This is a genomic window from Agrobacterium vitis, assembly GCF_014926405.1.
Classification (GTDB): domain Bacteria; phylum Pseudomonadota; class Alphaproteobacteria; order Rhizobiales; family Rhizobiaceae; genus Allorhizobium; species Allorhizobium vitis_H.
The window spans coordinates 567977-582962 of sequence record NZ_JACXXJ020000004.1; the positions used below are offsets into that span (position 1 = coordinate 567977).

Consider the following 14986-nt stretch of genomic DNA (forward strand, 5'->3'; position numbering starts at 1 on the left):
CATGGCCCATATTTCCTCCTCCCATTCTGCCGTGAACTGGACCCGTGTTCGGCGTGGTTTAGTTCTGCCTTTGCTTTTGCTGCTGATCTGGGAGGTTTCCAGCCGCGCCCATCTGGTCGATCCGCGTTTTCTGCCCAGTCTAGAAGAGGTGGCGCACACGGCAAAGCGCGAGATTCTGGACAACGGCCTTGTGGGAGAACTCGGTGCCAGCCTGCTGCGCAATCTCTCGGGTTTTGGCATTGGTGCCGTGCTGGGTATCAGCTTTGGCACGCTTGTGGCTCTGACAAAACTTGGCGAACGGCTGGTGATGCCAACCTTCAACGGGCTGAAACAGATTTCTCTGCTGGCGTGGATTCCGCTGATTTCCATCTGGTTCGGCTTTGGCGAACAGGCAAAAATCGTCTTTGTTGCGCTGGCGGCCTTTATCCCCATTGCTCTCAATACATTTGACGGCATCCGTCAGGTGCCGCGTGATTTGATCGAGGTTGGGCGTGCGCTGCGGTTATCGCCACGCCAGCGGATTACCACCATTTACCTGCCCTCCGCCTTGCCGATGATTGCCACTGGCGTTCACCTTGGCCTGATTTATTCCTGGCTGGCCACGGTGGGTGCGGAGTATTTTCTGGCCGTTGGGCCCGGCATTGGCGGATTGGTGATTGCCGGACGCGAACGTTTTGATATGTCGCTGGTGATGGTCGGCGTCATCATTCTGGGGCTGGTTGGCTTTATATTCAATCGTCTCGCCTCTGCCCTTGAAACACATCTGTTGCGTTGGCGGGTCAACTGACACCATCATGCTGCGAATGGCATTTTCCGGAGACGTGCTGATATGACAACACAGAAACAATTGCATCTGGGTGCGTTCATGCGTCCGGTCAGCCTCCACACGGGTGCTTGGCGCTATCCGGGAGCCTTTCCCGATGCCAATTTCAATTTTAGCCATATCGTGTCTTTTGCGCAAAAGCTTGAAGCGGCAAAATTCGATGCGTTTTTCATGGCTGATCATCTGGCTGTGCTCAACATGCCGGTGGAGGCGCTCAAACGCAGCCACACCGTCACCTCGTTTGAGCCTTTCACGCTGTTATCCGCTTTAGCCGCTCTCACCAGTCATATTGGTCTTGTGGCGACAGCCTCCAGCACATTTGAAGAGCCTTACCACCTTGCCCGCCGCTTTGCCTCGCTTGATCATATCAGCGGTGGCCGGGCAGGATGGAACATTGTCACCACCGCCAACCCCGATTCTGCCTTGAATTTTGGTCGCGATGCCCATGTCGAACACGGCGAACGCTATGAACGGGCGCGAGAATTCTATGATGTTGTCACCGGCCTTTGGGACAGTTTTGCAGATGACGCCTTCACCCGTGATGTCGAGAGCGGTCAGTTTTTTGACCCTGATAAAATGCATGTGCTCGACCACAAGGGCGCTGAACTCTCCGTGCGTGGACCACTGAACATTGCCCGCCCCCCGCAGGGATGGCCGGTGATTGTCCAGGCCGGTCAATCGGAGCCTGGGCGTCAGCTTGCCGCAGAAACCGCCGAAGTGGTGTTTTGCGCGCCGCGCGATCTGGCCGCCGGCAAGGCGCTCTACGCCGACATCAAAGGCCGGATGGGCAAGATTGGTCGCAATCCCGATCATCTGAAAATTCTGCCTGCCGCCTTCATCATCATCGGTGACAGCGTGGAAGAAGCCCGTGCAAAACGGCAGAAGCTGGACAGTCTTGTGCATTACGATAGTGCGATCGCCTCGCTGTCGATTTCGCTTGGGCATGATGTTTCCGGGCTCGACCCCGATCAGCCGCTGCCAGAGATTCCAGACACCAATGCCAGCAAATCCAGCCGCGAACAGGTGCTCAAACTGGCCCGCGAAGAAGGTTTGAGCGTGCGCCAACTTGCCCAGCGCTATGGTGGTTACGCCGGTCTTGCCTTTGTCGGCACCGCCGCAAGTGTCGCTGAAGACATGGCCGAGTGGTTGCAGGAACATGGCTCGGATGGCTTCAATGTGGTCTTCCCCTATTTGCCGCAGGGGCTGGATGACGTGGTGGAAAAACTGGTGCCTGAGCTGCAACGTCAGGGGCTTTTCCGCAAGGATTATCAAGGTGTAACCCTGCGTGACAATCTCGGCCTGCCCCGGCCGGAAAACCGGTTTTTCTCAGGCGCATGATCGACTGTTCTGAACAACGGTCGGCAATTGCGTTTTCGAGAATGGAATAACACAACCAAGCCGAGACAGAGCAGGATCAATTCCTAAACCGTGACAGGAAAGCACAAAACAACCTTATAAATACACATAAACTATATATTTTATCATCAATTAACCTCTTGGCTTTCACGGGACATGGCATCCCTGCACTGTCCCTCACCCTGATGGAGTTATTGATGATCAAATCGCATATTGCGGGCCTTGCTGCCGCATTTCTCGGCCTTTCCCTGTTGGCAACAACGGCAGATGCAGCCACCCTTCGCTGGGCGCGCGCGTCGGACGCACTGACACTGGACCCAAATGCGCAAAATGATGGCGTCACGGGTGCATTGCTGGACCAGATCTATGACACGCTGGTGACCCGCGATGCAAAGGGGGCGCTGGAGCCACGGCTTGCGACCGAATGGAAGGTCAAGGATGGCGCACCGGCAACCTGGGTGTTTACCATCCGCAAGAGCGTCAAGTTTCATGACGGTTCCGCCCTGACCGCAGAGGATGTGGTGTTTTCCATCAACCGCGCCCGCTCGGACAAATCCAAGCTGCGGCAATTGCATGCCGATGTGGTGGATGTAAAAGCAGCTGGCGATGACAAGGTTGAGGTGACGCTGCGCGCGCCCAACCTGATCTATCCCAACAACCTGACAGGCACCGATATTCTCAGCAAAAGCTGGGCTGAAAAGAACAATGCGGTGGAGGTGCAGGATGCCGCAGCCTCCAAAGACAACTTTGCTGTACGCAACGCCAACGGCAGCGGACCCTATATTCTGAAATCCCGTGAAGTGGGTGTCCGCACCGTACTAGAAGCCAACCCGGCCTATTGGGGTGAGAAAAATCAGGGTGTTACGGAAATCGTCTACACACCGATTGCTGACAACGCCACCCGCATTGCTGCGTTACTCTCTGGCGAAGTGGATTTTGTGCAGGATGTGCCTGTGCAAGATATTGAGCGCCTGAAGAAAACATCCGGCGTCAAACTGCTGACTGCCCCGGAAAATCGATCGATCTTCTTAGGCTATCGCTTGGACAAGGCCCCTCTTGCATCGTCGAATGCCAAGGACAAGAACCCGTTGAGCGACCTGCGCGTGCGCGAAGCCTTTGATCTGGCGATTGACCGCGAAGCCCTGAAAACCGTGGTGCTGCGCGGCAATTCCGTGCCAACCGGCATTATTGTTCCCCCCTTCGTGCATGGCTGGACCCCGGCGCTGGATACTTATTCCAAGCCCGACATCGCCAAAGCAAAAGCGCTGCTGACAGAAGCTGGCTATCCGGACGGCTTCACCATCACGCTGGACACGCCCAACAACCGCTATGTCAATGACGAGGCGATTTCGCAAGCCGTTGTCGGTTTTCTGGGTCGCATTGGCGTGAAGGTCACGCTGGCGTCGCGGCCCTTCACCCAGCATTCACCACTGCTGGCAGACCGGAAGTCCGATTTCTTCCTCTACGGCTGGGGTGTTCCGACCTATGATAGCGCCTATAATTTCAACGACCTGATCCATTCGCCAATGATCACTATGGGGCGTGGAATGCCACCTATTTCTCGGATGCCGCCATTGATGCGAAAATCGAATCTCTGGGAACAGAAGTAGATGTCGCCAAGCGGGATAAAACCATCTCTGAGCTTTGGACCTATGTGAAGGACCAGAATCTTTATCTGCCGCTGCACAATCAGATCATTGCCTGGGCTGTGCGCGACGGCTTTGGTCTTGAAATTCCAACCAACAACACACCCCGGTTTAACCGCTTCACCACAGGCAGTTAACCCGCGTCACCCCGCCCGATGCGGCGGGATGGCCTTGCGATAGAGTGAATTAACAGCGCCGAGCGGTTTCTCAAACGCGCGGCGCTGTATGATTGGATAGGGATGCATGGCAGGTTTTATTCTCAGACGGTTTTTTCAATCCATAGGCGTCATGCTGGCGGTGGCGCTGATTGCCTTTGCCGTGATCCGCTATGTTGGCGATCCCTTGGAATCGCTGACCAGTCAGGAAACTCGGCTGGATGAAAGGGTTGAACTCAAGGCGCGGCTTGGCTTGGACCAGCCCGTGCCCATCCAATTTCTCACCTTTCTCAAACGCGGCATCAGCGGCGATTTCGGCACGTCCTATAAGCAGCAAGAGCCCGTGACCCGGATGATTTTTGAAAGATTGCCCGCCACACTGGAGCTTGCCACCGCATCCAGCCTGATTGCGCTGCTGTTTGGCGGTCTTTTCGGCGTTTATTGTGCTTTGCGGCCCAAGGGCGTTTTGACCCATGCGATCATGACACTGTCGCTGGTAGGCGTATCGCTGCCCACGTTTTTGATCGGCATTGGCCTGATCGCAGTCTTTTCCGTGCAGCTTGGCTGGCTGCCGTCTTTTGGGCGCGGTGAAACGGTCAAGCTAGGCTGGTGGACTACGGGCCTTTTGACCCTTTCGGGTTGGCGCTCGCTGATCTTGCCTGCCATCACCCTGTCGCTCTTTCAGATGACCATGCTGATGCGGCTGATCCGGGCCGAAATGCTGGAAGTGCTGCGGCAGGATTATATCCGCTTTGCCCGCGCCAGGGGCCTGTCACGCCGCAGCATCCACTTTGGTCATGCTTTGAAAAATACGCTAGTGCCCGTCATCACCGTCGCAGGTCTGCAATTTGGCTCAGTCATCGCCTTTGCCGTGGTGACCGAGACGGTGTTTCAATGGCCGGGTGTTGGCTCACTGTTCATCAATTCGGTGCAGTCGGTGGATGTGCCGGTGATGGCGGCCTATCTGGTGTTTATCTCAGCTCTGTTTGTGCTCATCAATCTGATTGTTGATGGCCTCTATTACGCCGTCGATCCGCGTTTGCGGATTGTGCGCACTGGCACGGAGTGATGCCATGACCACCCAAACCCTTCTCGATTCTTCCAAACGCCGCAGGTGGCGCAGCATTTCCCCGGTCACCATCTTGGCGGGTGGCCTGGCCATTGTGCTGGTGCTGGCTGCTTTGTTTGCCCCGCTTCTTGCCCCCTATGATCCGTTCAATCCAGCAACGCTGGATTTGATGGATGGCATGACACCGCCCATGGCTGCCAATGCCTTCAGCGGCATGGTATTTTGGCTGGGTACCGATAATCAGGGCCGCGATATTCTCTCGTCCATTCTCTATGGCAGCCGCGTCTCCTTGCTGGTTGCCTTTTCCGCCACGCTTTTATCGCTGGCCTTGGGTGTTGGTGCGGGGCTAATCAGCGGTTACGCAGGCAATGCCGTGGATGCCGTGATCATGCGCATTGCCGATGCACAGCTAACCTTTCCCACCATTCTTGTCGCGCTGCTGATCTTCGGCATCGCCCACGGCATCATTCCAGCGTCACAGCAGGAACAAGCCGCCGTGTGGATTTTGATTTTTGCCATCGGCTTTTCCAACTGGCCCCAATTTGCCCGCACCGTGCGCGGGGCGGTGCTGGTGGAAAAACGCAAGGATTATGTTGCAGCGGCAAAATTAATCGGCGTCAGCCGCACCCGTATTTTGCTCACGCATATCCTACCCAATATTGCGGGACCGGTTCTGGTGATTGCCACCATTGGGCTGGCGCTTGCTGTCATTGAAGAGGCAACCCTGTCCTATCTTGGTGTTGGCGTGCCGCCCACGCGGCCATCGCTGGGCACGTTGATCCGCATTGGTCAGCAATTCCTGTTTTCCGGGGAATGGTGGATCATTGGCTTTCCGGCCGCGACGCTGGTTCTGCTGGCCCTCTCCGTCAATCTGTTGGGAGACCGCCTGCGCGACGCGCTCAACCCGCGCCTGAGGAACAATCGCCGATGAGCCTAACTTTGAGCAAGACACCACCCGTTCTGCACATCAACAGCCTGAGCGTGGATTTCCACGGCCCTAGCGGCACCTTCCGTGCCGTCGATGACCTCTCACTAACCATTGCGCCTGGCGAAGTGCTGGGCGTGATTGGTGAATCCGGGGCTGGCAAATCCATGACCGGGGCTGCGATCATCGGCCTGATTGATCCGCCCGGACGCATCTCCTCCGGCGAAATCCACCTGCAAGGTGAGCGGATTGATAACCTCAGCGATAAGGCGCTGGAAAGCTTGCGCGGACGGCGGATCGGCACAGTGTTTCAAGACCCGCTGGTCAGCCTCAATCCGCTTTACACCATTGGTCAGCAGCTGATTGAAACCATCCGTCGCCATCTGCCGCTGGATCAAGCGGGCGCGCGGCACAGGGCGATAGACCTGTTGCGGGAAGTGGGTATTGATGAGCCAGCACGGCGGCTGGATGCCTATCCGCATGAGTTTTCCGGTGGCATGCGCCAACGGGTGGTGATTGCGCTGGCCGTGGCCGCCGACCCCGACCTGTTGATTGCCGACGAGCCGACCTCCGCATTGGATGTTTCCGTGCAGGCGCAGATTATTGCGTTGCTCAAGTCTCTGTGCCAGCGGCGCGGGCTTGCCGTTCTGCTGATCACCCACGATATGGGCGTGGTGGCGGATATCGCCAACCGTGTGGTGGTGATGCACAAGGGCAGAATTGTGGAAAGCGGGCCAGTGGCTGAGGTGATTGGCGATCCGAAGAATGATTACACCCGAGCGTTGATTGCCGCCATTCCCTCGGTTCGGCGCAAGAACACACGGCTCCCGGCAGCATCTGCCAAGGGAGAACTGGTTAAGGTGGAGGGATTGATCCGCGATTTTGCCCTTCCGGGTGGCCGTGGCCTGCCGTTTTTTGGCAAAAATCGAGGGCAGCGCAGTCTTCGTGCCGTCAATGATGTCAGTTTTTCGATTGGCGAGAGCCAGACTTTTGCGTTGGTGGGTGAATCCGGCTCTGGCAAATCCACCATCGCCCGTATTGTCGTGGGCCTTCTCGGCGCGCAATCGGGCAAGGTGACAATCGGCGGCACAGTGTTGGGGGTAGATAAAGCTCCAGCCCTGAAAGGTGCTGTGCAAATGATCTTTCAAGATCCCTATGCCAGCCTCAACAGCCGTTGGCGCGTTAATGATATCATTGCCGAACCGATCAGAACCCTTGGACTTGAAAAAGACAATCGGGTGATTGAGCAGCGCGTTGCTGACCTTCTTGAAAAAGTGCGGCTTGATCCCGATGCGCGGAGCCGCTTTCCCCATGAGTTCTCCGGCGGCCAACGCCAGCGCATCGCCATTGCCCGCGCCCTTGCCAGCCGCCCGCGCTTCATTGTTTGTGATGAGCCAACCTCGGCACTGGACGTGTCTGTGCAAGCGCAAGTGCTGGAGTTGATGGCCAGCCTGCAAGCAGAATTCGGCCTGACCTATCTGCTGATCAGCCATAATCTGGCTGTCGTGCGGCAAATGGCGGATCGGGTTGGGGTTTTGAAAAACGGTGTTCTGGTGGAGGAAGGCGCGGTTGAGGAGGTGTTCGAACGTCCTCAGCATGACTACACCCGAATGTTAATCGCAGCCGTCCCCGATATCGATGATATTGTCGTGCCATCAACGGACACCAAAACACGTTACAACGCCTTATCCGATCATTGAAAGGAAAAACCATGACGGTGCATTCTGGATCACTCACGGCGGCCTCTGATGTGCCGCAGGCTTCTGCCGCAGACCGCATCACAGCCCGCTATGGCGCGCAGCCAAGCGTTTTGCCGCCCAGCTGGAATGAGACGCTGGATGTTCTGCTGAACCATCGCTCCGCACGCGCTTACCTGCCCAAGGCATTGCCGCAAGGCACGGTGGAACTGCTGGTGGCGGCGGCGCAATCGGCTCCCACCTCCTCCAATCTGCAAGCGTGGAGCGTGGTGGCTGTTGAAGACCCGGAGCGCAAGGCGCGTCTGGAAGAATTTGCCGCTCCCAACCCGCAAATCAATGCTGCGCCGCTGTTTCTGGTCTGGCTGGTCGATCTCGCCCGACTTCGAACCATTGCCCGCAGCAACGACAGCGAGGGTGCCGGGCTGGATTATCTGGAAAGCTTTGTGATTGGCGCGATTGATGCCGCCCTTGCCGCCCAGAATGCGGTGGCGGCGATTGACTCGCTCGGCCTTGGCTCGTGTTATATCGGCGGCATCCGCAACCGGCCAGAGGACGTGGCGCGGGAGCTGAACCTGCCGCCTGAAACCATTGCCGTATTTGGCCTCACGGTTGGCTATCCAGACCCAGCGGTTAAAATCGATGTGAAGCCGCGCCTGCCACAATCGGCTGTGCTGTTTCGGGAGCAATATGGCACGGTGAGTGAACAGGATTTAGCCAGCTACGATGAGCGGCTAAAAACCTTCCAGCAAGGCCAGAATATGCCGCAAGCGGGATGGACCAGCGTGATTGCCAAGCGCATTGGAAGTGCGAGCGCTCTCAAAGGTCGGGTTGAATTGACCGCGATTTTACGGCGCTTTGGTTTTGCCTTAAAGTAAAGCCCCAATGAATGCCAGTCTGGTGGCTCTCCACCAGACTGGCATGACATTTTAGAACACCCGGCCTTCTTTCAAATGCGTGGTGGTTCCGTTCAGATAATAATCGCCCACCACCCGCGCCTTGTGCAGGAGCGGATTGTGATTGTAGACAGTGCGAATATTGCGCCAGTGGCGATCAAGATTAAACCCTCGCGAGGTGGCCGAACCGCCACCCAGCTCGAAAATATTGGTGGCTACCGACAGCGCCAGTTGCGAGGTAACGATCTGTGTTTGAGCGGTGATGAGAGATGCTGAAATCAGCGCTGTTTCAATCGCGTCTTCATCGCCCGTTGCAAAGGTGTCTGCCGTACGGTCCAGTGCGCGTGCGGCTTCCCGGATCAAGGTTTGAACTGCAAAAGCACCCGAAGTGATTTCGCCCAGCATTTTTTGCACAAAGGGATCGTCATTTGCGGTTTCTGCCGTGCTGTGCAGGGTGGTGCGGGCGTGGTTGAGCACATAATCAATGCCGTCTTTCACCGCCCCTTGCACAGCCCCCGCAGCCGATGCCGCCAGATGAAGCTGGCGCAGTGCGCCGCAATGGCGACCAAGCTGGGTAGTGAGCTTGCGGCCTGATACTTCATGCGCCAGCACCTCGACATTTTCCAGCAGCACGCCACCGCTGGCTGTCATGCGCTGGCCCATGCCATCCCAGTCATCCAGAATGGTAATGCCCTTGCGATCCAGCGGGATCAGCACGCCAGTGGGATCTCCCTGTTCATCCACCGCGCTGAAGGAGCCAAAATCGGCAAAGGCGGTGCCTGTGGCATACCATTTGCGCCCATTCAGCCGATAATGATCGCCCTCCCGGCTAAGAACCGTGGTGATTTCGCCGGGCCGTTTGGTGCCTTGCTCGGTGCTAGCCCCGGCAAACAGTTTTCCCTCCAGCACATGGTCCAGATGTCGGCGGTCTTCCAGCCCGGTTGGGCCAAGCGCCAGCCCTTCGGTGAAGTTGAAATGGCTGCGCAAGGCGTGGGGTATATTGCTATCCGCTTCGCCCAAAATCATCAGCAACTCGATATAATCGACAATTGAGCCACCCGGTCCACCCTTGGCCTTGGGAATACGCAGCGTGCCAAGCCGTGCCTCTTTGATTAGCCGGAACGCCTCAAACGGCAGTTCCCGTTCCAGCTCGCTGCGGGCTGCATCCTTGGCAAAGGTGTCGGACAAAGTGCGGGCGCGGGCGAGCAAGCCGTCGCGGGTGAAGGCCTCAGGGCTATCTGAAACAAGCGGCTGTGCGGCGCTGTGGGGCATGGTCATCATCCTTCAAAATTGGGCAAGAAGCCGGAGTGCGCATTCCACCCCGGCTATCCCATCCATCATCACGCAACAGCGCGAACCGACTTCACCGACGGCTGATCAGCATGGCGCGGCACGCGGCCTTCAACCGGGTGGCTTGGATCATTAAAGCCAGGTGTGGAAGGATGCCCCTCGGTGACCAGACTGTTGACCAGCGCCTCATCCTCGGCATCCAGCCGCACATCCAGAGCGCGGATATAGCCATCCCAATGTTCCTCGGTGCGGGGTCCGGTAATGGCGGCGGTGATGTAGCGGTTGTTCAGCACCCAAGCGAGGGCGAAATCGGCAGCGGAGATGCCCTTGGCGTGCGCGTGGGCAGCCACCTTGCGGGCGATCTCCACCGATTCAGGCCGCCATTCGGTTTCCAGAATGCGCTTGTCGCCACGGCCTGCGCGGGTATCGGCAGCGGGTGCCTTGCCCGGCTCATATTTGCCCGTCAAAACCCCACGCGCCAACGGCGAATAGGATACAACACCAAGCCCGTAATGATGGGCGGCGGGAAGCTGTTCAGCCTCTGCGGTGCGGTTGACGATGTTGTACAGCGGTTGGCTGGCAATCGGACGATCAATGCCAAGCTGATCGGCCAGATGGGCAATTTCTGCAATCCGCCAGCCACGGAAATTCGACACGCCAAAGTAGCGCAGCTTGCCCGCCCGGATCAGATCGGCAATGGCCCGCACCGGCTCTTCCAAGGGGGCATCAAACACAGCACGGTGAAAATAGAGTATGTCGATGTAATCGGTATTTAGGCGGCGCAGCGAATTTTCAACCGTCTCGATCACCCATTTACGCGATTGGCCGCCGAGATTGGGGCCTTTTTCGCGGGAATTGACAAATTTTGTCGCCAAAACCCAGTGATCACGATTTGCCTTGATGCCGCGCCCGACCACTTCCTCGGATTTGCCATCGTGATAGACATCTGCCGTATCAATGAAATTAATGCCCTGCTCACGCGCCTTGTCGATAATGCGAAAGGCCACTTCATCCGGCGTTGGGCCGCCAAACATCATCGTGCCAAGGCTGAGTGGCGATACTTTCAGCGCACTGCGTCCCAGATAACGATAGTCAACCATAATCCTTACTCCATTTCAGTGTTCGTTGGCGTGATGGCAGGCCACGGCATGGCTCTGACCAAAAAGTTGATAATCCGGTGCCTGTTCACGACAGAGATCTGTCGCCAGCGGGCAACGGGTGTGAAAGCGGCAGCCAGAGGGCGGATTGTGCGGGCTTGGCAAATCGCCGGAAATCGGGGCTGCCTGCTTGCGGCGCGCGGGGTCTGGCACAGCTGCCAGAAGTGCGCGCGTATAGGGATGTCTCGGGTTGGCCCATAGCTCTGCCGTGGGCGCACTCTCAACAATTTTGCCCAGATACATCACCAGCACCCGATCTGAAAAATAGCGAACCACCGATAGATCATGTGAAACAAACAGATAGGAGAGCGACAGACGCTGTTTCAGCTCCACCAGCAGATTGAGAATCTGTGCCTGAATGGACAGGTCCAGCGCCGAGACCGGTTCATCACACACCACCAGTTCTGGCTCCAGAATGATGGCCCGGGCAATGCCGATGCGTTGGCGCTGGCCGCCGGAAAATTCATGCGGGTAGCGGTCCAGTGAATCGGCTGGCAATCCCACCTGTTCAATAATCGCCTCGACAATCTCGCGGCGGCGTTTGCTGTTACCAATGCCATGCACTTTCAGCGGCGTGGTCAAAATGGTGCGGATGGTCTGGCGCGGGTTGAGCGAGGCAAACGGGTCTTGAAAGATCATCTGAATGCGGCGGCGAATGGCTCTTAGATCACCGGCTGACATGGCCGTCACATCGCCGCCCTGAAAGGTGATCTGGCCCGAGGATGGCTCCACCAGCCGCATCAGCGATTTGCCCAGCGAGGATTTGCCACAGCCGGATTCGCCCACCAGCGCCACGGTTTCACCGGCTTCAATCTCCAGCGAAACATCATCCACAGCCCGGACTGTTCCCCGTGCGCCGGCATATTGGGTGGAAAGATTACGCACCGACAAGAGCGTCATGAGACACCTCCGTGAAATTTGCGGATACAACTGGACAGGCAGCAAACCGCCCCGGCGACACTTGCGTCAAAGGCGGCACGGCCTGACCACAGGAAGAGCGCGCGCTGGAACAGCGGGGGCGAAAGGCGCAGCCCTTCTCATTGACTGAAGAGGTGATGGAGCCGGGAATTTCCACCAATGGCCCATCGCGGTAATGCTGCCCTGCGCCGCCGCGCGGAGACGCTGCCAGTAGGCCACGGGTATAGGGATGATAAGGCTGCTCAAACACCGGCTGCGGCAGGCCCTCTTCCACCTTTCGCCCTGCATACATCACCATAACACGATCCGCCCATTGGGCCACAATGCCCAGATCATGGGTGATGAGAATGACCGCCATGTTCAAATCCCGGCGCAAATTATCCAGCAATTGCAGGATTTGCGCCTGAATGGTCACATCCAATGCCGTGGTCGCCTCATCGGCAATCAACAGTTCGGGATTGCAGGCCACGCCAATGGCAATCATCACCCGCTGACGCATGCCGCCGGAGAGTTGATGCGGGTAATCATCCACCCGCTTGCCTGATTCCGGGATGTTGACCAGATCCAGCAATTCTATGGCGCGTTTTCTGGCCTGTTTGTGGTCCAGCTTTTCGTGAATGCGCAGCACTTCGGTGATTTGCTCTCCCACCGTCAGCACCGGATTGAGCGAGGTCATCGGCTCTTGAAAGATCATGCCGATCTCGCCGCCGCGAATGCCGCGCCATTGCCGTTCACTATAGGTCAAAAGCTCGCGGCCCTTGAAGCGGATGGAGCCGCCCTTTTGCCCATGCGATGGCAAAAGCCCGATCAGACCCAGCGCCGTCAAGGATTTGCCGGAGCCGGATTCGCCAACAATCGCCAGCATTTCGCCGCGCTCCACCGAAAAGCTGACGCCCTTGACGGGTTGGGCACTGCCAAAACCAACGGAAAAATCCCGAACATCAATCAAAGCACTCATCGGCGTTCCTCCGAAAACCGGGGATTCAGCGCATCATTCAACCCGTCACTGATCAGGTTGAGGGAAATCACGGTAAACACGATGGCAAGCCCCGGCAGTGCCGTGAGATACCACGCCGTGCGGATCACCTCGCGGCCAGAGCCGATCATTGACCCCCAGGAGACCCGGTTGGGATCGCCCAGACCCATGAAGGACAAAGCCGCTTCCATCAGAATAGCGCCTGCGACCATCACCGAAGAGGTTACAATAATCGGCGGCAGGGCATTGGGCAAAATTTCTGCAAACACGATGCGGGCATGGCCATAGCCGAGACTTCGGGCTGCCAGCACATAATCCTTTTCACGAATGGCACGAAATTCGGCGCGGGTCAGCCGCGCCACCATCGGCCATGTAATCACGCCAATGGCAAAGGTGACGGTGGTGATAGATGGCTGGGCAATGGCGACCAGCACCACCAGCAGCACAAAGCTGGGAAGGGTTTGGAAAATCTCGATGATCTTGACCAGAACATCATCAATCACGCCGCCAAAATAGCCCGCCAAGGCACCAATGGTGACACCGATGGTCAGCCCCATCACGGTGGCGGCAATGCCCACTGTGAGCGAAACCCGCGCCCCATGCACAATGCCTGCCAGCACGTCACGGCCCATGGAATCGGTTCCCAGCGGATAGGCCGGGTTCTGCCCCGGCCAGAGGAAGGGCCGTGAGACCATTTCCAGCGGATCGCCGGGATAAAGCAAGGGAGCCAGAAGCGCTGTGATGATGACAATGGCCAGAAACGCCACGCCAATCAACGCATTGGGGTTGGTGAGAAAGATTTTGACCTCACGGCGCAGCCCCCGTTTTGGTATCAGGCTGGTGCGGGCCGTCAGCGCGTCGGGCGCATGGACATAAGGCCAGCCTTTGGGGGCTTTGGCCTCTTTGGCCTCTTCATTGAGCGCCTTTTCCCCTTCGCGCTGGCGCGTAGCCTCGGCAAGCGGTGTCGTTGCATTGAGAATTGTCATTGGCTTTCTCCAATCCGCGGGTCGAGCCAGGCCTGAAACAGATCCACGACAGCATTGATGATGATCACCAAAAAAGATGACAGCAGCAGAATCCCCAGCAACACGCTGAAATCGCGGGCCATGACCGCTTCAAATGCCAGCCTCCCCAGACCCGGCCAGCTGAACACGGTTTCCACCACCACAGCACCGCCCAGCATGCCGCCGAGATGCAATCCGGCCATGGTGGTAATGGGGATCAAGGCATTGCGCAGAATATGGCGCAACGTCAGCCGAAGCGGTGTGACGCCCTTGGCGCGAGCCGTGCGCACATAGTCCTGAGATTTCACTTCCAGCATGGCAGCGCGGGTGAGCCTCGCATAAATTGCCAGATAATAAAGCGACAGGGACGTTGCTGGCAAAACAATATAGCGGGCGCGATCCAGAAGCGCTGCAAAGCCAGTGAGCGGGCTGCCAATGGTGCTATCGCCACCCGAAGGCAGCCAGCCGAGCTTGACGGAAAACAGCAGGATCAGCATCAAGCCGATCCAGAAACCGGGTATGGAATAAAACAGCAGCGAGCCAAGGGAGAGAACCCGATCTGGCAGGCGGCCCGAAAACACCGCCATGACGGAGCCAAGCACCACCCCAAGCACAAGCGCAATGATAAAGGCCGCCCCCATCAGCACCAATGTGCCGGGCAGGCGTTGTCCAATCAGGTCCGACACCGGCATGCCATAGCGCGGCGAATACCCCAGACTGAAATGAGCAAGATTACTAAGATAATTGCCCAACTGATGCAGCACGGGCAGATCAAGACCAAAGCGCGAGCGAATATCGGCCATTGTCTCAACAGTGGCAGAGCCTGCCTCTGCGGCCAGCACATCGGCGGCATCGCCCGGTGCCAGTTGCAGCAGAAAGAAGTTGAGGATCACAATGCCCACAACGGTGGGTATGGCCTGCAACGTCACACGGCTTGCGCGTTTCAATATTCGGTTTGATGCGGTCATCACTATCGCCTGAAGTGCGGTTTTGAAATTGAGTTCTATGTCAGTAGTTGACTAATTTTATATATTTTGTCAAACATGAGAAAAGAATATTTTTCTGAAAAAATGAGAC

Annotated in this window: 12 protein-coding genes and 1 pseudogene; 7 read left to right on the forward strand and 6 right to left on the reverse strand. The window is 57.3% G+C overall.

Annotation, left to right across the window (positions count from 1 at the left end):
* Position 1: 1 nt before the first annotated feature.
* The 7 genes and pseudogenes from IEI95_RS11020 (at position 2) to IEI95_RS11050 (ending at position 8546) form a co-directional block, all read left to right on the forward strand.
* Positions 2–787, forward strand: coding sequence for an ABC transporter permease (locus IEI95_RS11020; protein WP_156532853.1), 786 nt, complete (start codon positions 2–4; stop codon positions 785–787).
* 42 nt (positions 788–829) lie between these two features.
* Entirely contained in the window at positions 830–2161 is a 1332-nt protein-coding gene (locus IEI95_RS11025; protein ID WP_156537524.1) for an LLM class flavin-dependent oxidoreductase, read from the forward strand.
* A 215-nt stretch (positions 2162–2376) separates the two neighbouring features.
* Positions 2377–3962, forward strand: a pseudogene (locus IEI95_RS11030) (ABC transporter substrate-binding protein).
* Positions 3963–4068: 106 nt separating this feature from the next.
* Complete coding sequence (locus IEI95_RS11035) at positions 4069–5049, forward strand: ABC transporter permease (protein WP_156532850.1); 981 nt, start codon at positions 4069–4071, stop codon at positions 5047–5049.
* A gap of 4 nt (positions 5050–5053) precedes the next feature.
* Positions 5054–5980: an ABC transporter permease gene (locus tag IEI95_RS11040; RefSeq protein ID WP_156532848.1), complete on the forward strand. Its 927-nt coding sequence runs from the start codon at positions 5054–5056 to the stop codon at positions 5978–5980.
* Positions 5977–7674 carry an ABC transporter ATP-binding protein gene (locus IEI95_RS11045; RefSeq protein WP_156532846.1) on the forward strand — a complete coding sequence of 566 codons (1698 nt, stop codon included), beginning with the start codon at positions 5977–5979 and terminating at the stop codon, positions 7672–7674. The genes IEI95_RS11040 and IEI95_RS11045 overlap by 4 nt, the downstream gene beginning before the upstream one ends.
* 11 nt (positions 7675–7685) lie before the next feature.
* On the forward strand, positions 7686–8546 hold the full coding sequence (locus IEI95_RS11050; RefSeq protein WP_420360066.1) for an NADPH-dependent oxidoreductase: 861 nt from the start codon (positions 7686–7688) through the stop codon (positions 8544–8546).
* Positions 8547–8597: 51 nt separating this feature from the next.
* Here IEI95_RS11050 and IEI95_RS11055 read toward each other — a convergent pair whose 3' ends face one another.
* From IEI95_RS11055 to IEI95_RS11080, 6 genes are all read right to left on the reverse strand, one after another.
* Positions 8598–9836, reverse strand: coding sequence for an acyl-CoA dehydrogenase family protein (locus tag IEI95_RS11055; RefSeq protein ID WP_156537525.1), 1239 nt, complete (start codon positions 9834–9836; stop codon positions 8598–8600).
* A 68-nt stretch (positions 9837–9904) separates the two neighbouring features.
* Positions 9905–10954: an aldo/keto reductase gene (locus IEI95_RS11060; protein WP_156532842.1), complete on the reverse strand. Its 1050-nt coding sequence runs from the start codon at positions 10952–10954 to the stop codon at positions 9905–9907.
* Positions 10955–10969: 15 nt separating this feature from the next.
* A complete protein-coding gene (locus IEI95_RS11065; RefSeq protein ID WP_156532840.1) occupies positions 10970–11911 on the reverse strand; it encodes an oligopeptide/dipeptide ABC transporter ATP-binding protein in 942 nt (313 codons plus the stop codon).
* On the reverse strand, positions 11889–12887 hold the full coding sequence (locus IEI95_RS11070; protein ID WP_156532837.1) for an ABC transporter ATP-binding protein: 999 nt from the start codon (positions 12885–12887) through the stop codon (positions 11889–11891). Before IEI95_RS11070 ends, IEI95_RS11065 begins: the two co-directional genes overlap by 23 nt.
* The gene (locus IEI95_RS11075) at positions 12884–13891 is read right to left on the reverse strand and encodes an ABC transporter permease (protein ID WP_156532835.1); all 1008 of its coding nucleotides are present in this window, start codon (positions 13889–13891) and stop codon (positions 12884–12886) included. Before IEI95_RS11075 ends, IEI95_RS11070 begins: the two co-directional genes overlap by 4 nt.
* Positions 13888–14877, reverse strand: coding sequence for an ABC transporter permease (locus tag IEI95_RS11080; protein WP_156532833.1), 990 nt, complete (start codon positions 14875–14877; stop codon positions 13888–13890). The genes IEI95_RS11075 and IEI95_RS11080 overlap by 4 nt, the downstream gene beginning before the upstream one ends.
* Positions 14878–14986: the final 109 nt, after the last annotated feature.